A 19,277-nucleotide genomic window follows, 5' to 3' on the forward strand; every position below is an offset into this window, starting at 1 on the left:
GTGGTGCGACCGCTGGTGGGAGGCCCGCTTGGTGGAGCCTCACACGCAGAGGGGGATGCTTCGTGTATCCGCACCCACATCACGCCGTACTGGTCTGACCGGGAGGTGCGCGCAATCTCCCGGCTGGACGTGCAGTCCTGGGTCCGGAAGCTGGTCTTGGACGGGAAGGGGCCTTCAGCCGTCCGGCGGGCCTACAACTTGCTGTCCTCCATCATGCGAGCGGCGGTCGACGAAGACCTCATCACAGTGACGCCATGCCGACGCATCGATCTGCCCCCGGAGGCGGTGAAGCCCCCACAGTGGTTCACGGTCGAGCAGGCCCAGGCCATCCTCGACGAGCTTGACCAACCGTGGCAGACGATGGTGCTGCTCGCCTTCTATACGGGCCTCCGGTGGGGAGAGCTTGCTGGCCTGCACGGGCACCGCATCGACTGGCGACGCAGCCGCCTGTTTGTGGTGGAAGTCAACACGAAGTCGGGCATTAAGGAATACCCGAAAAGCTCGAAGAGCTGCCGAGAGGTACCGATTCCCGATCACGTACTCGACGCGCTTGCTCGTCACATGCATGGGCGCGACCGTGACGGCGTCGTCTTCAGCACCGTGACGAAGGGGCGGTCGGGTCGACTGCTGGACGACGGCAACTGGCGAACCCAGACCTGGTGGCCTGCGGTGAGGCGGGCACGCTGCGCAGAGTCCAACGGGACGATCGGGCAGGTGCCGCAGTATCCGCCGCACTCCACCCGGCACACGTGTGCGTCGTGGCTCGTTCAGAAGGGCGTCTCGTTGTACGACGTCCAGCACCTACTCGGCCACGAGAGCTACCAGACGACACAGCGGTACGCGCACCTTGCCCCCGGTGCTCACCAGGCTGTCCTCGGCGCCTGGGAGCGGTTGGACTCCCAGCTGGTCGTCCCGGCGTGGGCGGGCGTGCGCTCCGGCAGATAGGCGCCGGTGATGATCGTGTGTCTGGTGGGGCCCGTGCTGTCAGCCAGTTTGCGGTTCCCCTGCTCTATGCCAGGCCTCGGCGAGGGCGCTCACGGAGGGCAGGCGCTGCTCCGGCTCCGATGCGGTCGCCTTCGCGATGACAGCCAGCTGGGCACGGGTTCCACGCCACTGCGTCTCCTCGTCGCCGGCGTCGAGGAGGAGACGCAGTGCCCGGCCAAGGTTGAAGACCGTGGTGCGGATGTCGATGAGCGAGCCGCGGACGAACTCCTCGGGCGCCATATAGCGGCGGGAGCCGGGGAGCCGGTCGGCGCTCAGCATGAACGGTCCAGGTCGGTACTCGTCCAGATCGCACAGCATCATGCGGCGCTGGTCGAAGTCATAGAGCATGCAGCCGTCGTAGAAGTCGACGGCCACGTATCCGGCATCTTCGACAGCCAGGTGGGCGCTGAGCAGCGATTGCAAGGCGGCATTGATTTGTGCCAGCGGCTGGGCCCTGAACCTTGCCATGGGGCTGCCGGGAGCGGCCCGTCCGCCGTGCCGGGACCGGGTCGGATGGTAGAGAACTTCGCCGCTCATCCACGGGTAAACAAGCACAGGGCCGGCCGTTGTGGTGAAGGAATGCGCCAGGGGCACGATCGCCGAATGCGCGACGGCGCGGTGGACCGACATTGCCCGGTGCAGCGACGCGACGGCTTCGGGCGTCGATGCGGTCTTCACGAACCAGCGCTGTCCCGATGTCCGCAACCCATAAGAGGTACAGCCGGAGTCTTGATCGTCGAACCTCTGGAACACGGTGCCCAGCCGGTCTAGCAGAGGCTCGAGCTCTGGGGTGTGTGTTACGTCCTGGAACGGGTGCGTCGTCATTTCCGGAATGGTGTCAGTCTGCGTACCGGCGTGCCGTGGTTTTAGGGCGATGCCGGGCATCGTCGGCGATCGTCACTAGTGGATCTTCTGTTGCTCCAGCCACTTGAAGACCTCGGTCTTCTTGTAGAGGACCTTCGCGTTCCTGCCTCGGCCGAGTTTGTAGCCCTTCAGGCCGAGCTTCGAGGCTTCCTTGTAGACCCAGCTCCGGGACATATTGAGCATCGTCGCGACCTCGGTCGAGTCCATGAGTACGGGCTCGACCGGTCGTCTCCCGTGGGGCGAGCTTGTTCCAGAGCTCGTCCTTTCGAGGGGCGTCTGCGGGTCTGCGGGCAAGGGTGCTCCTTTGAGGCTGGCCGTGCCGATCCTGAAAACGGGTCGGCGCGCGGTCTGGCAGAAATCCGAGGCATGGGTAAGCGCCCGCCGAGTGGCACCGTCAGGTGCTGTCGTGCGGACAACACCAATGGTCACGAGAATCCCCGGTTTCGCTAACCGGGAGTTTGCCGCTATGTTGCCGCGCCGCCTGGATCGTTCGTTGCCCGTGACGAGCGGCGAGCGGTGCCGCCACGGGGGTCGGAGCGGGCGCCGCAGCCCAGGCGGGTCGATCCCATGTGCAGGCGCCGGCGTGTGCCGACTGCCTACGCCGCCACCGTGGATCTGCTCACAGCGAGGGTGGTCCTGGACGACTGTCGACGGTCGTTGCGTAGGCTGGCGGCGTCGTCGCGGTGGGGGACCGAGGGAGCGGGCCAGCCCCTCCGAATCCACCTGACGATGCGTCAGAAAAGTCAGCAATTGGTCAGCATCAGTCCTCAAAAACATGGGGAAAGCTGACCGAACATGCGACTCGTTGTAAGGTAGGGAAACTGCCCTTGACCTGCAAAAACGCAGGCAGGGAGCCTAGATCCAGGGGTACCTCGATGATGCGTACAATGTTCAAGTCCAAGATCCACCGGGCCACCGTCACCCAGGCCGACCTGCACTACGTCGGGTCTGTGACCATCGACGCCGATCTGCTCGACGCCGCCGATCTGCTGCCCGGGGAGCTCGTCCACATCGTGGACATCACCAACGGCGCGCGGCTCGAGACGTACGTCATCGAGGGGGAGCGGGGGTCCGGGGTCATCGGGATCAACGGGGCCGCCGCGCACCTCGTGCACCCCGGGGACCTGGTCATTCTCATCAGCTACGCGCAGGTCGAGGATGCCGAGGCGCGGGTGCTCAAGCCGCGGGTCGTGCATGTCGACGGGGACAACAGGATCATCGAGCTGGGGGCGGACCCGTCCGCTCCCGTGCCCGGTACGGACCAGGAGCGCAGCCCCCACGCGGTGGCGGTCTGAGGGGAGTCGGGGGCCGGTGCCGTGCGTCCCTCTGCGGGCCGGTGGGCCCCCGAGCACCCCGAGCGGGCGCCCGTGCCGCCGGCCGGGCTGACCCTGCTCCATACCTCGCCGGTGCACGTCCCCGTCTTCGACGCCTTGCGGGACGAGCGGCATCCGGGGGCCGTGCTGCGGCACCTCGTGGTGCCGCGGCTGCTCGACCTGGCGAGGGAGGCCGGCCCCGGAGCCGTGGCGGCACAGATGCGCGAGGTGCTGGAGGGGGTGCGGGGGTCCGTGCTCGTCACCTGTTCGACGGTGGGTGCGGTCGCCGAGTCGCTGGCGCCCCGGCTCGGTGTGCCCGTGCTGCGGGTGGACCGGCCCATGGCGGCCGATGCCGTACGGAGGGGGCCCCGCATCGTCGTGCTGGCCGCGCTCGCGTCGACGGTCGAGCCCACCGAGGAGCTGCTGGCCGAGGAGGCCGGCGGGCGGGCCGTGAGCGTCCGGAGCGAGGTCGTCGACGGGGCCTGGGAGCGGTTCGAGGCCGGGGACGGCCGGGGGTACCTGGAGGTGGTGGCCCGGGCCGCGGACGCGGTCGAGGGCGCCGACGTGATCGTGCTGGCCCAGGCCTCCATGGCCGGGGCCGCCCGGCTCGTGCGGACCGGCCTGCCCGTGCTGTCCAGCCCCGCCGCGGGCCTGGCGGCCGCGCTGCTCGGGGGGCGTACGGGCTGAGATCGGGGGAAGGTGGGGATTATGGTGCCAAACGCAGAGCAGACGCAGCCGCCGGTCCCCGAGCCGGACCCCGTCCCCTCACCGAACCCGCCGCTGCCGGACCCCGAGCCGGTGCCGCGGCCGGTGCCGCCCGTGCCGCCGCCGTTCCCCGAGCCCGACCCCGTTCCCCCGCCGCCCGGCCCCGCGCCGATCCCTCAGCCGGGTCCGCTGAGCTGACGTCAACTCCCGCGGTCGAACGGCCGGTTGTGGCCCTTGTCAGGATGTCGGCGCGCCGTTAGGTTGTGCGGTTCCTGATGTCTTCCAGGGGGACTCCCATGGGTGTACGGGGCCGGCACCGCCGGTATCAGCCGAGCAGCATCAACCGGGCCTCACTCGTCGTCACCGCAGGTGGCGCCGGTATCGCGCTTCCCCTCATCGGCGCCGGGGACGCCCAGGCCGCCTCCGTGGACGCCTGGAACAAGGTCGCCGCCTGCGAGTCGACCAACGACTGGCAGACCAACACCGGGAACGGCTACTACGGCGGTCTCCAGTTCAGCCAGAGCACCTGGCGCGAATTCGGCGGCACCGCCTACGCCCCGCGCGCCGACCTGGCCACCAAGGCCCAGCAGATCGCCGTGGCGGAGAAGGTGCTCAGGGGGCAGGGGCCCGACGCCTGGCCGGCCTGCGGACCCCAGGCGGGGCTCAGCCGGAGCGCCGCCGCACCGGCCGGCGACGCCAAGCCGTCCGCGAAGCCTTCGGCACCCTCCGTGAAGCCGCAGACGCAGGCGCCCATGGACCGGATCCAGCCGACGAAGGCCACCACCGGCACCCCCGTCAGCATGCCCAGCCCGACCGGGACCACCGTCCTGCCGAACCCGTACGTCGTCGCGCCCGGGGACTCGCTGTCCTCGATCGCCGGCCGCCAGCACGTCGAAGGCGGCTGGCAGGCCCTGTACGAGACCAACCGGGAGACCGTCGGCGGCAACCCGAACCTGATCTTCCCCGGGCAGCGGCTCACCCTCCGGGTCACCGTCGCGCCCCCCGCGCAGAACCCGGAGAAGCCGCCACGCACCGCCGAGCCGGTCAAGCCCGTCGAGCCGGACAAGCGGCAGCAGGACGAGGCCAAGCCCAAGCCCGAGCAGCCCAAGCCCAAGCCCACGCCCGAGCAGTCCAAGCCCGCGCCCGCGCCGTCCAAGCCTGCCGAGAAGCCCAAGCCCGAGCAGGCCGCCAAGCCCGCCGAGAAGCCCGGCTCAGCGGAGCAGAAGCCCGCCTCGGGCGGCTTCACCGCCCCCGTCGACGCCGGCCTCGGCACCGCCTACCACGTCGCCGGCTCCTCCTGGTCGAGCGGCTACCACACGGGCGTCGACTTCCCGGTGGCGACCGGCACCAGCATCAAGGCCGTCGGGTCCGGCACCGTCGAGTCGGCCGGCTGGGCCGGGGCCTACGGGTACCAGGTCGTCATCAAGCACGCCGACGGCCGCTACTCGCAGTACGCCCACCTCTCGGCGCTCGGGGTCAAGGCCGGCCAGCAGGTCTCCGGAGGCCAGCGCATCGGCCGCTCCGGCTCGACCGGCAACACCTCCGGGCCCCACCTGCACTTCGAGATGCGCACCGGCCCCGGATACGGCTCCGACATCGACCCGCTGAAGTACCTCCGAGGCAAGGGCGTCGACATCTGACCCCCGCACGTGCGGCGGCACGGCCGTGAGCAGGACCAGGCCGGCCGCCGCCACGGCGCCGCTCACCAGCGCCGCCACCGCCCCGGCGGTCCCGTACCGGAAGCCCTCGTCGAACAGGGAGATCCCGACGGCGGCCGCCACCACCGGGTTCACCACCGTCACCGTGGCCAGCGGCGCCGTCAGCCCCGCGCCCCGGTAGGCGGCCTGGGCCAGCAGCAGGCCGGCCGCCGCCAGCACGGCGATCGCCGCCAGGTCCGGCCACAGCCCGCCCGGTCCGCCCGGCGCGGGCCGGGTCACGGTCTCGGCCACCGATTTCGTGAACACCGAGGCCATCCCGAAGGCCGTACCGGCCGCCGCCGCCAGCAGCACGCTGCGCAGTACCGGCCGCCGCATCCGCCCCGCCGCCAGCACCAGCACCGCCGCCCCCACCGCCGTCGCGGTCAGCAGCAGGCTCCGCTCACCGCCCGCCAGCGCCTGGTGCCCCCGCCCCTCGCCGCCCGTCAGGGTCAGCAGGCCGGCCAGGCCGACCGTCGCCAGCACCGCCCCCCGCCAGGCCGCCGCGCCCGCCCGGCGCCCTACGAACACGGCTGCCATCGGGAGCGCGAAGACGATGGTCAGCGCCCCGAGCGGCTGGACCAGGCTCAGCGGTCCGTATGCCAGCGCCACCACGTGCAGCAGCGCGCCCAGACCGTTCAGCGCGACCGCCGCCCACCAGGCCGGGCGGTGCAGCGGGGCCAGGGCGCGGCGGTCCGGGGAGCTCGCCGCGACGTGTTCCTGGACGATCGCGCCGCCCGCGTAAGCGACGGCCGACACCAGGCAGAGCAGAACCGACAGGGCCAGGGCACTCATGGATCCACCATGCCCCACCCCGGCCGCCGGTACATCCGTCCGCGGACCCCTTGATCGCGGGCCGAGTCATCCTCCTGGCATACACCAGAGGGAGTACGCGCAAGCCGCGCCCCCGGGGACGAACACCCTTGATCCCCTCCATACCGTGACAGGCCGCTCGCAGTCGGTGAGGGTCCCGCGAACGGGTTTGGTCCCGGGCGTGTCGGCTCCGTACAGTTTCCGTTTTGGGGACTTCCGCAGCAGGCGGACGCGGACGAGCGAGCAAGGAACGGCAGCGGCCATGACGGTGACCGATACCGAAGACAACCAGGCATACGGGCCGGGCATCGACCCCGAGCGCCTCGCCGTCTGCCTCAGCGTGCTCGACGAGCTCGACGAGATCGACGTCGACCACCCGGACGCCATCACCGTACGCCGGGCCACCGCCGGCATCTACCGGACGGTCAAGCAGCGTCGCCGCCAGGAGCGCCGCGCCGCCAAGACCGCCAACGACAAGGCCGTCACCGAGGCGACCGCCACGGGCTCCGCCCAGCGCATCGACGACGAGACCGAGGGCATCCTGCCCTCCTCCGTCACCGAGGCCGGCCGGATCGCCGGGATACTCCAGCGCCCGCGCTCCTGCTACGTCTGCAAGACGCGGTACGTCGAGGTCGACTACTTCTACCACCAGCTCTGCCCGGACTGTGCCGCCCAGAACCGCGCCAAGCGCGAGGCCCGAGCCGACCTCTCCGGCAAGCGCGCCCTGCTCACCGGCGGCCGGGCCAAGATCGGCATGTACATCGCGCTGCGGCTGCTGCGCGACGGTGCCCACACCACGATCACCACCCGCTTCCCCAAGGACGCCATCCGCCGCTTCAAGGCGATGGACGACTCGGCCGACTGGATCCACCGCCTGGAGGTCGTCGGCATCGACCTGCGCGACCCGGCCCAGTCCGTGGCGCTCGCCGAGCAGGTCGCGGCGGCCGGTCCGCTGGACATCCTGATCAACAACGCGACGCAGACAGTGCGCCGCCTGCCCACCGCCTATGCCGCGCTGGTCGAGGGCGAGAGCGCCCCGCTGCCGGCCGGTGAGCTCCCCGCTCACCACGTCATCGGCGCCTTCAACTCCGGCGCGGTCGACGGCCTGGCGGCGCTGCCCGTCGGGGTGAGCGGCCTGGAGGCGCAGAAGGTCGCCGACCTCGCCCTCGTCGCGGGCAACGCCAGCCTGGAGCGGCACCTCGCCGGGACCGCCATCGACGCGGGCGGCCTGCTGCCGGACGTCGTCGAGAGCAACACCTGGGTGCAGACCATCGACCAGATCTCCCCGGTGGAACTGCTCGAGACCCAGCTGTGCAACTACACCTCCCCGTTCATCCTGATCAGCGCGCTGCGCCCGTCGATGGCCGAGGCCGCCCGCAAGGCGTCCAGCGGTCGTGCGTACGTGGTCAACGTCTCGGCGATGGAGGGCGTGTTCAGCCGCGGCTACAAGGGCGCGGGGCACCCGAACACCAACGCCGCCAAGGCCGCGATGAACATGGTGACGCGGACCAGCGGACACGAGATGTTCGAGGCCGACCGCATCCTGATGACCTCGGTCGACACCGGATGGATCACCGACGAGCGCCCGCACTTCGACAAGCTGCGCCTGGCCGAGGAGGGCTTCCACGCGCCCCTCGACCTGGTCGACGGCGCGGCCCGGGTCTACGACCCGGTCGTCCGCGGCGAGGCCGGCGAGGACCTCTACGGCATCTTCCTCAAGGACTACTCGCCCGCCAACTGGTAGCGGCGCCCGCGCGGGCCGGCCCCGTCCCCTCCTCCGAGCGGGACGGGGCCGGCCCGTCATCCTTTCGGGTCAACCCCGGCGTCAGAGTCGGTAGGCCCCCGCGGCGACGAGTTCGAGCACCGGACGCCAGTCCTCCACGACCCCGGCGTCCAGCCCCGCGCCCCGCCCCGCCTGCGCGGCCTGGTGCAGGGCCTCCTCGTCCGTACCGGCGCCGGCCGTGCGGCCCTCCAGCAGCCTGGCCACGCGCGGGCCCAGCAGCCCGCCGACCGCCTCGACCGCCCCCGCCCCCGGGGCGTGCGCCGGCCCTCCCAGGCCCTGGACCAGCCCGGCCACCTGGAGCTCCTTGTCATGGGGGTGCGAGCGGCGCAGCAGGGCCGCGGTCCGCAGCCCGAGATCCCGGTCGGGTGTGTCGGGGCCGCCGTGACGGGCGTGCAGCAGCTTCATCAGCTCGTCGACACTGCCGATCGCGGGCACCCCTGACCAAGCCATCGCCGTTCCCTCCGTCGTCCGCGCACGCACGCCGCCGCCACCGCCGAGCAGATCAGCACCGGCGGACACGCCGGAGTACGACTTCCTGAACTCGCGGCAAAAACAAGCGGTCCAGCGTGGATTTTACCGTTCCATCGAGCGGACCCCCGCTCATATGTGTACCCTGAGGCGCAAGGAACCCCACCCGGGTTCCGCTCCACCAAGGCGCCACCGCGTCCGGAAGACCTTTTAATTTCCCTATCCGGCATGCGGTCGAGCCTGCCGGGTTACGCGACACAAGGGAGTGCGCGGTGACTGAGACGACCAAGCCCAACCCGACCATGGAGCTGACGGGTCGGGCGAACACCCGGTCCGACGAACTCGGCAGCCTCGAGGTCTGGGCCCGATCCGCCCCCATCAGGCTGGCCGGCTACGAGGACGACCTCGCGGAGCCGCACATCCTGCCCGGCATCGACTAGGGTCCGCCCCGCCGGGGCCGGACCCGCCAGAGCCACCGGCCCCCGGCACGCCTCACGCCCCCGCACCCCACGGTGACGGGGGCGCGGCACGACCGGCCGGACCCCGCCCCGGGTTCCCGTTCCCCCTACGCCCTGAGCGTCATCGCTGCCGGCGATCACGGCTTCCGCCGCCCCTCCCACCCGGGCAGGCTGACCGGCATGAAGAAGCTGCTGATGCTGGGCGGGACCGAATTCGTCGGCCGCGCGATCACCGAGGACGCCCTGGAGCGGGGCTGGGAGGTCACCGTCTTCCACCGGGGCCGCCACGACCCGCCGCCCGGCGTGCGCGCCGTGCACGGCGACCGCACCGCGCCCGGAGGGCTGGCCGCCCTCGCCGAAGGCACCTGGGACCTCGTCGCCGACACCTGGAGCGGCGCCCCCACCGCCGTGCGCGATGCCGCCCGCCTGGTCGCCGGCCGCGCCGGCCACTACGCCTACGTCTCCAGCCGCTCCGTGTACGCCTACCCGGCACCCGCCGGCCAGGCCGAGGACGGCCCGCTGGTCGAGGGCTCGCCCGACGCCGACGCCACCGCTTACGCCGAGGACAAGCGCGGCGGCGAGCTCGCGGCGCTCGCCGCCTTCGGCGACCGCGCCCTGCTGGTGCGCGCGGGCCTGATCCTCGGCCCGTACGAGAACGTCGGCCGGCTGCCGTGGTGGCTGAACCGGACCGCGCGCGGCGGGCCCACCCTGGCCCCCGGCCCGCGCGACCTGCCGATGCAGTACATCGACGTGCGCGATCTCGCGCGCTGGACCCTGGATGCCGCGGAGGCCGGGCTCGGCGGCCCGTACGACGTGGTCTCCCCGGCCGGGCACGCCACCACCGGCTCCTTCCTCGAAGCCTGCGCGGCCGTCACCGGGGGCGCCGCCGACCTGCGCTGGACCGACCCGCAGCGCATCGCGGAGGCCGGCGTCGAGCCCTGGACCGAGCTGCCGTGCTGGCTGCCGCCGGGCGAACTGCACGACCACATGTTCCGCGGCGACGTCTCCAAGGCCCTCGCCGCCGGCCTGGAGTGCCGCCCGGTCGAGGAGACCGTCGCCGACACCTGGGCCTGGCTGCGCTCCCTGGGAGGGGTGGCGCCCCAGCGCCCGGACCGGCCGCAGAAGGGCCTCGACCCCGAGCGGGAGGCGGCGCTACTCGGGCTCGGCCGATGAGGCCCGCGCGAGGCGGGCCGGCGGCATGAACTCCCGTACCGGCCTGCGGTGCCACCAGGCGCCCGTCTCGCGCAGCTCCCGCCAGGTGGTGAACCGGTAGCGGTACAGCCTGGCCCGCACGAAACGCGGCGGGGCGTCCGGGAACGGGTTGTGACGCAGCAGCCGCAGCGTGTCCCGGTCGCCCGTCAGCAGGCGCTCGACGAACGGCCCGAACCAGTCCCGGGCGTAGCCGGGGGAGAGCGCCGCGAACCACATCAGCCAGTCGAGCCGCAGGTGGTAGGGGGCGAACTGGCGGGGGATCCGCCGCAGGTCGCCCGGCTTGCCCTTGAACCCGTACTCCCTCCAGTCGCCGTCCTCCCGGGGGGTGCGGTCCGAGGTGCCCTCGACCACGACCTCGTCGCGGATCCGGCCGACCGTGCCGAAGGCCCCGTAGGTGTTGACCAGGTGCAGGGAGTCGAAGGAGCGGTTCATCACCTGGCGCCGCGAGACCATGTTGAGCACCGGCTGCCGGCTGAGCACCAGCACCAGCACGGTCAGCGCGCACACCAGGACCACGTACCAGACGGGCGCCCCGCGCGAGGCCTCGGCGGGCGGCGGCCCGGCGAGCCCCGTGAAGTCGACGGCCGACAGGGCCAGGATGATCGTCAGCCAGTTCAGCCAGGCGAAGTTCCCCGAGAGCACCAGCCACATCTGGGTGGCCACCATGATCCAGGCCGCGTACGAGGCCACCGGCTGCGGGGCGAACAGCAGCACCGGAACGGCCAGTTGCGTGACGTGGTTCGCGGCGCACTCCACCCGGTGCAGCGGTTTCGGCAGATGGTGGAAGAACCAGCTCAGCGGTCCCGGCATCGGCTGGGTCTCGTGGTGGTAGTAGAGGCAGGTCAGCCGCCGCCAGCAGGCGTCCCCGCGCATCTTGATCAGCCCCGCGCCGAACTCCACCCGGAACAGAACCCACCGCAGCAGCCACAGCACCAGCACCGGCGGCCCGGCCCGCGCGTTGCCCAGGAAGACGGCGAGGAACCCCACCTCCAGCAGCAGCGACTCCCAGCCGAACGCGTACCAGGTCTGGCCGACGTTGACGATGGACAGGTAGAGCAGCCACAGCACCGCCCACATGCCCATCGCCGCCCCCAGCGGCACCAGGTCCCCCGCCCCGGCGGCGAGCCCCGCCGACAGGGCCGCGCCGGTCCAGGCGCAGCCGGCGAAGAGTCCGTCCGAGTAGCGCAGTTGGAACAGGCTCGGGGCGTCCCTGAAGCGCACGTACCGGACGTGGCGCGGGACGGGCAGCATGCCGTGCGCGCCGATCAGTGCCCGGAACTGGAGGGCGGCCCCGAGGAAGGCGAAGAGGTAGACGCCGGCGAGGGCCCGCTGGAAGACCAGCCGGCCCAGCCAGTACCCGGGCGCGGTGAACCAGTCCATCGACTCCAGTATCAGACGGCGGCGGCCAGCGCGCGCAGGCGGCGGCCGAGGCGGCGGACGAAGGCCCGCTGGAGGACGGGCAGCAGCGGCCCCGCGAGGCGTGTGTACCAGGCGGCGGGGCGGCTGAAGGCCGTCACCTCGAACCACACGCTGCCGTCGGGGGCCATTTCCACCAGGAAGGACTCCTCCCCGCTCGCGGGGTGGCCGGTGAGGGTTCCGTAGGTGAATCCGGCCAGGTCGGGGGCGTCCGCGGTGCGGACCACCTCGCAGGGGACGCTGATCCGCAGGGGGCCGAGGCCGAGGCCGATCTCCACCCGCGCCCCCGGGACGGCCGGTCCGTCCGCCCGGACGCCGGCCCCGGTGGCGCGGTGCATCCGGAAGGAGAGGACCGCGGCGCCGGCGGCCTCGAACACCTCCCGGCCGTGTCCGATACGGGTGCGGTGGTGCAGGTGGCGGTACCCGTCGGGCAGCGGCCGCCGGAGGCTGGCGCCGTGTTCGGGGTAGCTGAGGACGCGTCGGCCGGTGCTGATGAGGCGGCTCACGGGGTCTCCGTTCGGGTGGCTGCGGGCGAGGGTGAGGGTGAGGGCGGGGGCGGGGTTCAGGTGAGGGCGGTGGCCGGCCGGGGGTCCGGGGCCGGGCCGGCGCCTAGCCGCCGCCACGCCAGCAGCGAGCACAGGGCGAAGCCGAGCGCGTTGCCGAGGCCGTGGGTGGCGGTCATCCAGGTCAGGGTCGGGTGGACGATCCCGGTGGCCTCCCCGGCCGCCCACCACAGGGCGAGCAGCATGGTGGCCACCAGGACGAGCGCCGATGCCGCCAGCATCGCGCCGGCCGGCCGGTCGCGGGCGGCGGGCCGCAGCTCGCGCCAGGTCACCAGCGCCACCGTCCACATGCCCCCGGTCAGCACGACCGCGCCCAGCAGCTCGGCCCAGTCGTCCACGAAGTACCCGGCCAGCACGAGCAGGGTCCCCGCCGGCACGCTGTACGCCGCCCAGCGCGCCCGGTGGCCGGTGGCCGCCGAACGGCACACCAGGCCGGCGACGAGTGCGGCCGTGAACCCGGCGAAGTGGAAGTGCGGGACGGTCAGGGCCAGGACGTCGAGGTCGAAGCCGAAGAGCCGGTACCCGGCCCGCTCGGCGACCAGGGCGGACCCGGCGACCGAGGGCGAGGCCAGGGCGGTCAGCACCGCCACTTCGGACGGGTCGGGGAAGCGGCCGGCCCGGGGCCGGCCGAGGTGGCGGCGCAGCCGGGCCCCCGCCGCGCCCAGCAGGGCCAGGGCGGCGGCCGCGTACAGGGCGGCGAGCGCGGTGGCGGCGCTTCCGCGCGGCAGCCACGGCGCCAGCGCCCCCGGAACCGCAGCCCAGGGCCACAGCCGGGCCGCCGTGCCCAGCCCGGCCGGGTCGATCAGGCGCAGGCCGGCGGGGACGGCGTACAGCATCCCCAGGGCGACGATCAGGTTCACGAGCACGGCCACACGCCACTTCTTTGAACGTGTTCAAGCTCCCTCCGTCACTCTAGGTCTTTTCTTGAACGTGTTCAATACGTGCGCGGTGCGCATCTGCCGGAACTCCGGTTGCGGCCCTCGGGAGGATGCGGCAGACAAGAGGGAGCAACCGGGGCGAAAAGGGAGAACCAGCGTGAACGACGTGAACGACGTGCCCGCACCGACACCCCGTCAGGCGCCGCGCCGTCATGTACCCGCCGGAGCAGCGGTCTTGGCACTCCTCGGCCTGATCGCCGCGGGCTGCGGCGCCCAGGAGCCCGAGCAGACCAAGGGCCCGGCGGCCGAGAGCATGGAGCTCACCCTCCAGCCGGTGGGCGCCGCCGGACCCGACCCCTTCACCGCCTCCACCTCGACGGCCGAGTCGGCACCCGTACAGCCCCCGCTGCCGAACCCGAGCGGCCAGGGCATCCGCACGGTCGGCGCGGCCACCCCCGGCCTGTACGGCGGGACGAACCGGCTCGGCAGCTGCGACGTCGAGCGCCAGGCGGCCTACCTGACCTCCGACGACGCCAAGGCCCGCGCCTTCGCCCAGGCCACCGGCGTCGAGCAGGAGAAGATCCCCGAATTCCTGCGGGGCCTGACCCCCGTGGTGCTGCGCGCCGACACCCGGATCACCAGCCACGGCTTCCGCGACGGCCGCGCCGACACCTACCAGGCCGTCCTCCAGGCCGGAACGGCCGTCCTCGTCGACGACCACGGCATGCCGAGGGTCCGCTGCGGCTGCGGGAACCCGCTCGGCGCGCCCCGCTCCGCCAAGGGGAGCCCGGTGCTGAAGGGGGACCAGTGGAACGGCTACCGGCCCAACCAGGTCATCGTCATCGAGCCCACCATCCAGCCGATCAAGAGGCTGGTCATCGTCAACGTGGCCGACAACACCTGGATCGAGCGGAAGGCCGGTGACGACGGCGCCCAGGACAAGGCACCCAAGGCGGTGCCCCCCTACGACCCGGCCGACGGCATTCCCCACGCCCCCGCGACCCCGCCGGACGACCCCTGCGCCACCGCGGACCCGCACGGCCCGGCCCGCGCCGTCCCGCCCGCGGCCCCCTCCGGCCCGCTCGCGGACCAGCCCCCGGCCGCCGGCGGGCGGAACCCGGCGGAGACGGATCCCCCGCTCGACGTGCCCGGGCAGGGCGGCCGCCCGGCTGCCGGAGGGCCGAACCTGCCGGAGACGGCCCCTCCCCTGGACGTCCCCCCGCAGGCACCCCCCGCCGCCGGGCCGCAGAACCTGCCGGAGACCGCGCCGCCGCTGGACCCCGCAGGGCAGGTCCCCATGGGCGCGCCCACCGAGACCGCCCCGCTGGACGCACCGCCCGCCGGCCCGCCCGGAGCGCCGGCCGAGGGGCAGGCCGGCCCCCTGGACGAGCAGCTGCCGATCCCCGGAGCCCCCGGCCTTCCGGCGGAGGCCGGCCCCCAGGGGCCGCCGTCCGCCACCGGTCCCCAGGGGCCGCCGTCCGCCACCGGTCCCGCTCCCTGCCCGTCCGACACCGCCGGCGGCGCCACCACGCCCGGCCGGCCCACCTCCCCGCAGACCCCGCCCTCCACCCCGCCCGGGGACCTCCCGGGCGGCGCCACGACTCCCGGGATGCCGCCCGCCACGCCCACCGACCCCTTCTCGGACGCCCCCGGCTCGCTCGCCCCCGCCGACCCGGGCCTGACCCCGGACCCGGAGGACGTACCGACCGCCGGCCCCACCGCGCCCGCCGACCCGTACGCCTCCCCCGACCGGCAGCCGGGCTCCGATCAGGGCGCCGACCAGGCCCCCTACCTGGAGAGCGCCTGACCCCGGGCTGTGTCATGGTGGATCGGTGCCGAGCACCGTATCGCTGCCGGAGGACTGGCCCGCACACCCGGACCGGTCCCTGTCACTGAACCGGATGGGCAGTTTCGACTGGGACCTGATCACCGGGCTCATGCACCTGGACACGGCGGCCCTCGACGTCTTCGACACGCCCCCCGAGGAGTACGACGGGCGGCCGGAGTCGCTGGGCCGGCGCGTCCCGCCCGCCGAGGTCGCCCGGCTCGACGCGATGGTCTCCAGCGCCCTCAAGAGCGGCTCGGACAGCTACGGGGCGTACTTCCGCATCCGCTGCCGGGACGGCCGGCTCCGCTGGACGCACACCCAGGGCCGGGTCATGCGCGACTCCGACGGCCGCCCGTACCGGATCATCGGCATCGTCCGCGACGCCACCGAGGAGCTGAGCCACTCCGCCGAACGCCTCGGCCTGGACGAGGAGCGCCGCCGCCAGACCTCCGTCGTCGAGTCCACCACAGCCGCCCTCGCCCACGCCCGTACCGTCAAGGACGTCATCGACGTCATCGGCGACGCCCACGGGCTGGAGCGCCTCGGCTCGATGGGCATGGTCATGGGCCTGGTCGAGGCGGGCCGGATCCATCTGGTGGCGGAAGGCCCGGCCGGCAGCTTCGTCCCCGGCACGCGCTACACGCGCATCGACGAGCAGTACCCGATGAGCGAGGTCGTCCGCTCGCTCCAGCCCCGGTTCCTGGAGTCGGCCGAGGAGTTCGCCGAGGGCTACCCGGCGCTCTGGTCGAGGATCTCGTACATGCGCATCTCGGCGGCCGCCTACCTGCCGCTGATCGCCCAGGCCCGCCCGATCGGCGCCATCGGGCTGCTCTACGAGGACAAGGACGGCTTCACCCAGGAGGAACGCAACCTCCTGGTCGCCCTGGGCAGCAGCATCGCGCAGAGCCTCCAGCGGGCGATGCTGCTGGAGCAGGAGCACGACCTCGCCGAAGGCCTCCAGCAGGCCATGCTGCCCCGCCGGATACCGGCCGTCCCCGGTGCCAAGATCGCGGTCCGCTACCGGTCCGCGCGGATGGGGCAGGACATCGGCGGCGACTGGTACGACGTCATTCCGCTGCCGGGCGGCCGCGTCGGGGCCGCCATCGGGGACGTCCAGGGCCACGACACGCACGCCGCGGCCGTGATGGGACAGCTGCGCATCGTCCTGCGCGCCTACGCCGCGGAGGGGCACTCGCCGGGCACGGTGATGGCCCGGGCCTCGGTCTTCCTGCACGAACTGGACACCGACCGCTTCGCGACCTGCACCTACGTCGAGGCCGACCTGTCGACCGGCGTGCTCCAGGTGGTCCGCGCCGGCCACATCGACCCGCTCCTGCGGACCCGGGACGGGGACTGCCGGCGCCTGCCGGTGGAGGGCGGGATGCCGCTCGGGCTGTCGGCGGAGTTCGGCCGGCTGGAGTACCCGGTGACGACGGTGGAGCTGGACCCCGGGGAAACGCTCCTGCTGTGCACCGACGGGCTGGTGGAACAGCCCGGAGCCGACCTGGACGACGGCGTCCGCGTGCTGACCGGCCTGGTCCGCGAGGGACCGGACGACCTCCAGCTGCTCGCCGACCGGCTGTGCGAGGTGGCTGACGAGCGGGGCGGGGACGACGACATGGCCCTCCTGCTGCTGCACCGCGAGGGCGACGACACGGCGCAGGCCGGCGGCGGCCGGCTCCAGCAGCACGTGGCCCCCGGGGACCCCGAGGCCCTCGTCGCGGCCCGGCACATGATCGGAACGGCGGTGCGGGCATGGGGCGCGCGGAGCCGGGCCGACGAGATCGAACTCGTCGCGGACGAGCTGATCGTGAACGCCCTGATGCACACGGACGGCCCTGCGATCGTGACGCTCCGCTCCCTGAGAGGGCCGCAGCGGCGGCTCAGGGTGGAGGTCGAGGACCGCTCCAGTGCCCTTCCGCGCCGGCGGGAGGCGGGGGAGGCGGGGGTGTCGGGGAGGGGGCTGATGCTGGTGGACCGACTGGCGGACGTGTGGGGGGTGGAGCCGAGGGGGAGCGGCAAGTGCGTGTGGTGCGAGTTCGTGGTCTCGTGAGCCCGTCCCGCCCGTCCCGCCCGTCCCGCCCGCCGCGGATGCCGGGACGGGCGGGGTCCCCGTCCGGGGCGGAGCCCCGTCGGACGGCGGACGGGCGGGGCGGCGGGACGGCTCCGCACAGCGCCATCCCCCGGCCCCGCCCGACTCGCGCCGTCCGCAGGTACACGGCAGGCTGGGAGGGTGCCGGAGTTGCCGGAGGTCGAGGCGCTGAGGGAGTTCCTCGCAACACAGCTCGCCGGGCGGGCGGTCGCGCGCGTCATCCCGCTCGCCGTCAGCGTGCTCAAGACCTATGACCCCCCGCTCACCGCCCTGGAGGGGCGGGCGACCGGCCCCGTCGCCCGTCACGGCAAGTTCCTCGACCTCCGCGTCGGCGAGCTCCACCTCGTCACCCACCTCGCCCGCGCCGGCTGGCTCCGCTGGCAGGACACCTTCCCCGCGCAGCCCCCGCGCCCCGGCAAGGGCCCGCTCGCGCTGCGCCTCGTACTCGACGGCGGCGCCGGCTTCGACCTCACGGAGGCGGGCACGCAGAAACGCCTCGCCGTGTACGTCGTGCGCGACCCCCGCGAGGTCCCCGGCATCGCCCGCCTCGGCCCCGACCCGCTCGCCGCGGACTTCGACCGGGACGCCTTCGCCGCGCTCCTCGCGGGGGAGCGGCGCCAGATCAAGGGCCTGCTGCGCGACCAGAGCGTGATCGCCGGCATCGGCAACGCCTACAGCGACGAGATCCTCCACGCTGCCCGCGTCTCGCCCTTCAAGCCGGCGGCATCCTTCGACGACGAGCAGGTCACCCACCTCTACGAGGCCGTGCGCGACACCCTGCGGACCGCCGTCGAACGGGCCCGCGGCCTGGCCGCCGGCCGGCTGAAGGCGGAGAAGAAGAGCGGGCTGCGCGTGCACGGCCGGGACGGGGAGCCCTGCCCGGTGTGCGGGGACACCGTCCGCTCGGTGTCGTTCGCCGACTCCTCGCTCCAGTACTGCCCCACCTGCCAGACCGGCGGCAAGCCGCTCGCCGACCGCAGGCTCTCCCGCCTGCTCAAGTAGCGCCGCCGCTGCGTAGACTCCCGCACCATGGCCGAGCAGCATCAGCAGCCACCGCCCCGGCGGGAGGTCGTCACCGGAGTCCCGCGTGCCGCGCGCCGCAGACCGCCCGCGCACGCTCCCGCCCGCTCGGAGATCTCCGAGCAGACCACCCTCGGGGCCACCTACGTACGCGCCCTGATGCGCAGCCAGCTGCGCGCCGGACTGGGCGCGGTGGCGCTGCTGTTCCTGCTGCTCGGGCTGCTCCCGCTGGGCTTCCTGCTGCCCCGGGCGGTCGCGGGCCCGGTGGTGTGGGTGGCGCTCGGCCTGGCGGTGTATCCGGTGATGTGGCTGATCGCCCGCCGGTACGTGACGCGGGCCGAGCGCAACGAGGCGGACTTCACGGGGCTGGTGACCGACCCCGCGGACACGCTCTAGGGGGCTAGGGGCTGCCGTCGAGGTCCTGTCGTCGCCCGCGGGGCAGACGGGATGGTGACGACAGTCCCTGGCGGGGCGTCAGAACAGGTGCATCGCCAGGTGGCCCAGCGGGAGGCCCAGTTGCCAGGCGGGGGTCCAGACGCGGGCGTTCTCGTCCAGATCGGGCGGGGGGCCGGACTGGCCGGGGTGGTCCGGGTCGAGGTGGGTGGCGAACAGCTCGGTGTGGTCCAGCCAGCGCCAGGCCGCCCGGGCCAGCTCCAGGTCGGGGTCCTCGCCGCCGCCCCGTTCGCGGGCCTCCTCGCCCAGGGTGAGGAACCGGGTCTCGACCCAGTCGCGCCAGGGGTGCCCGTACGCCGTCAGGGACAGCCATTCGTCGAGCTGCGAGACGACGCGGATCCCGGAGAGCTCGCCGGCCGCGTCCGAGAGGTAGATCGTCAGCGCGAGCGTGTCCCGCCCGGCACGGAACTCCAGGGTGCTGACCGGGATCAGCCGGCCCGTGCGCAGCAGTTCGTCCGCGATGTACTCCGCGTAGAGCCAGGCCATGGGCACTGCCAGTCCGCCGTCACTGGTGCCGTTCGAACCCTCGGGCTGCACCGTTCCACCTCTCCTGCGCGTTGAGACCGCCGCCGTCATCCCCGAGCCTTCACCGGCGGGCTCGCGGGGCGGGGGATGTTTACTCAACTTGAACGGACTGATGCCGATTTCGGCGTGGTTTGTGTCCGGTTCGTGCGCATGGAGGGCGTTCCTTGAGTGTTCCTCCAGAGAGGCCGGGACGTTCCCCGTCTCCCGC

Annotated in this window: 18 protein-coding genes and 1 pseudogene; 11 read left to right on the top strand and 8 right to left on the bottom strand. The window is 73.2% G+C overall.

The genetic code is table 11. The features are described from left to right. Nucleotides 1–105 precede the first annotated feature (105 nt). Nucleotides 106–945, top strand: a complete 840-nt coding sequence (locus ACFY15_RS08395) for a tyrosine-type recombinase/integrase (RefSeq protein ID WP_390825218.1) — start codon at nucleotides 106–108, stop codon at nucleotides 943–945. Nucleotides 946–984: 39 nt separating this feature from the next. Here the strand turns inward: ACFY15_RS08395 and ACFY15_RS08400 are convergent, their stop codons facing one another. Both ACFY15_RS08400 and ACFY15_RS08405 read right to left on the bottom strand, forming a co-directional pair. Continuing rightward, complete coding sequence (locus ACFY15_RS08400; RefSeq protein ID WP_390825371.1) at nucleotides 985–1,809, bottom strand: serine/threonine protein kinase; 825 nt, start codon at nucleotides 1,807–1,809, stop codon at nucleotides 985–987. 75 nt (nucleotides 1,810–1,884) lie between these two features. Continuing rightward, nucleotides 1,885–2,055, bottom strand: coding sequence for a helix-turn-helix domain-containing protein (locus ACFY15_RS08405; protein ID WP_219613405.1), 171 nt, complete (start codon nucleotides 2,053–2,055; stop codon nucleotides 1,885–1,887). Nucleotides 2,056–2,723: 668 nt separating this feature from the next. Here ACFY15_RS08405 and panD point away from each other — a divergent pair. The 3 genes from panD to ACFY15_RS08420 all read left to right on the top strand — a co-directional run bounded on the left by panD (nucleotide 2,724) and on the right by ACFY15_RS08420 (nucleotide 5,506). Further along, on the top strand, nucleotides 2,724–3,143 hold the full coding sequence (gene panD / locus ACFY15_RS08410; protein ID WP_123081272.1) for an aspartate 1-decarboxylase: 420 nt from the start codon (nucleotides 2,724–2,726) through the stop codon (nucleotides 3,141–3,143). 72 nt (nucleotides 3,144–3,215) lie between these two features. Beyond that, complete coding sequence (locus tag ACFY15_RS08415; RefSeq protein ID WP_390825372.1) at nucleotides 3,216–3,848, top strand: aspartate/glutamate racemase family protein; 633 nt, start codon at nucleotides 3,216–3,218, stop codon at nucleotides 3,846–3,848. A gap of 314 nt (nucleotides 3,849–4,162) precedes the next feature. Next, nucleotides 4,163–5,506 carry a transglycosylase family protein gene (locus ACFY15_RS08420; RefSeq protein ID WP_390825219.1) on the top strand — a complete coding sequence of 448 codons (1,344 nt, stop codon included), beginning with the start codon at nucleotides 4,163–4,165 and terminating at the stop codon, nucleotides 5,504–5,506. A gap of 24 nt (nucleotides 5,507–5,530) precedes the next feature. Here the strand turns inward: ACFY15_RS08420 and ACFY15_RS08425 are convergent. After that, a pseudogene (locus ACFY15_RS08425) lies at nucleotides 5,531–6,355 on the bottom strand (DMT family transporter); the annotation flags it as partial. Between the two features lie 280 nt (nucleotides 6,356–6,635). Here ACFY15_RS08425 and ACFY15_RS08430 point away from each other — a divergent pair. Next, complete coding sequence (locus ACFY15_RS08430) at nucleotides 6,636–8,117, top strand: SDR family NAD(P)-dependent oxidoreductase (RefSeq protein ID WP_390686986.1); 1,482 nt, start codon at nucleotides 6,636–6,638, stop codon at nucleotides 8,115–8,117. An 81-nt stretch (nucleotides 8,118–8,198) separates the two neighbouring features. Here ACFY15_RS08430 and ACFY15_RS08435 read toward each other — a convergent pair whose 3' ends face one another. After that, on the bottom strand, nucleotides 8,199–8,606 hold the full coding sequence (locus ACFY15_RS08435; protein ID WP_390825220.1) for a hypothetical protein: 408 nt from the start codon (nucleotides 8,604–8,606) through the stop codon (nucleotides 8,199–8,201). A 290-nt stretch (nucleotides 8,607–8,896) separates the two neighbouring features. On the opposite strand from ACFY15_RS08435, the gene ACFY15_RS08440 reads away from it, so the two are divergent. Together ACFY15_RS08440 and ACFY15_RS08445 are read left to right on the top strand one after the other, a co-directional pair. Then, nucleotides 8,897–9,064 carry a hypothetical protein gene (locus ACFY15_RS08440; protein WP_366449298.1) on the top strand — a complete coding sequence of 56 codons (168 nt, stop codon included), beginning with the start codon at nucleotides 8,897–8,899 and terminating at the stop codon, nucleotides 9,062–9,064. Between the two features lie 198 nt (nucleotides 9,065–9,262). Then, nucleotides 9,263–10,255: an NAD-dependent epimerase/dehydratase family protein gene (locus tag ACFY15_RS08445; protein WP_390686988.1), complete on the top strand. Its 993-nt coding sequence runs from the start codon at nucleotides 9,263–9,265 to the stop codon at nucleotides 10,253–10,255. Here the strand turns inward: ACFY15_RS08445 and ACFY15_RS08450 are convergent. From ACFY15_RS08450 to ACFY15_RS08460, 3 genes are read right to left on the bottom strand one after another with little or no spacing between them, the layout of a single operon-like run. Continuing rightward, complete coding sequence (locus tag ACFY15_RS08450; RefSeq protein ID WP_390825221.1) at nucleotides 10,235–11,674, bottom strand: lipase maturation factor family protein; 1,440 nt, start codon at nucleotides 11,672–11,674, stop codon at nucleotides 10,235–10,237. The two genes, ACFY15_RS08445 and ACFY15_RS08450, sit on opposite strands and share 21 nt — an antisense overlap. Nucleotides 11,675–11,685: 11 nt before the next feature. After that, a complete protein-coding gene (locus ACFY15_RS08455; RefSeq protein ID WP_390825222.1) occupies nucleotides 11,686–12,216 on the bottom strand; it encodes a DUF1990 family protein in 531 nt (176 codons plus the stop codon). Nucleotides 12,217–12,272: 56 nt separating this feature from the next. Then, entirely contained in the window at nucleotides 12,273–13,145 is an 873-nt protein-coding gene (locus ACFY15_RS08460; RefSeq protein WP_390825223.1) for a YndJ family protein, read from the bottom strand. Nucleotides 13,146–13,308: 163 nt separating this feature from the next. On the opposite strand from ACFY15_RS08460, the gene ACFY15_RS08465 reads away from it, so the two are divergent. The 4 genes from ACFY15_RS08465 to ACFY15_RS08480 all read left to right on the top strand — a co-directional run bounded on the left by ACFY15_RS08465 (nucleotide 13,309) and on the right by ACFY15_RS08480 (nucleotide 18,487). Continuing rightward, the gene (locus ACFY15_RS08465; protein WP_390825224.1) at nucleotides 13,309–14,958 is read left to right on the top strand and encodes a DUF6777 domain-containing protein; all 1,650 of its coding nucleotides are present in this window, start codon (nucleotides 13,309–13,311) and stop codon (nucleotides 14,956–14,958) included. A 7-nt stretch (nucleotides 14,959–14,965) separates the two neighbouring features. Then, on the top strand, nucleotides 14,966–17,032 hold the full coding sequence (locus tag ACFY15_RS08470; protein WP_390825373.1) for a SpoIIE family protein phosphatase: 2,067 nt from the start codon (nucleotides 14,966–14,968) through the stop codon (nucleotides 17,030–17,032). 180 nt (nucleotides 17,033–17,212) lie between these two features. After that, nucleotides 17,213–18,073: an Fpg/Nei family DNA glycosylase gene (locus ACFY15_RS08475; protein WP_390825225.1), complete on the top strand. Its 861-nt coding sequence runs from the start codon at nucleotides 17,213–17,215 to the stop codon at nucleotides 18,071–18,073. Nucleotides 18,074–18,100: 27 nt separating this feature from the next. Next, nucleotides 18,101–18,487, top strand: a complete 387-nt coding sequence (locus tag ACFY15_RS08480; RefSeq protein WP_390686994.1) for a hypothetical protein — start codon at nucleotides 18,101–18,103, stop codon at nucleotides 18,485–18,487. Between the two features lie 78 nt (nucleotides 18,488–18,565). Here ACFY15_RS08480 and ACFY15_RS08485 read toward each other — a convergent pair whose 3' ends face one another. Beyond that, nucleotides 18,566–19,030, bottom strand: a complete 465-nt coding sequence (locus ACFY15_RS08485) for a hypothetical protein (protein WP_390825374.1) — start codon at nucleotides 19,028–19,030, stop codon at nucleotides 18,566–18,568. Between the last annotated feature and the right edge of the window lie 247 nt (nucleotides 19,031–19,277).

Source organism: Streptomyces sp. NPDC001373, assembly GCF_042895815.1.
Lineage (GTDB): Bacteria > Actinomycetota > Actinomycetes > Streptomycetales > Streptomycetaceae > Streptomyces.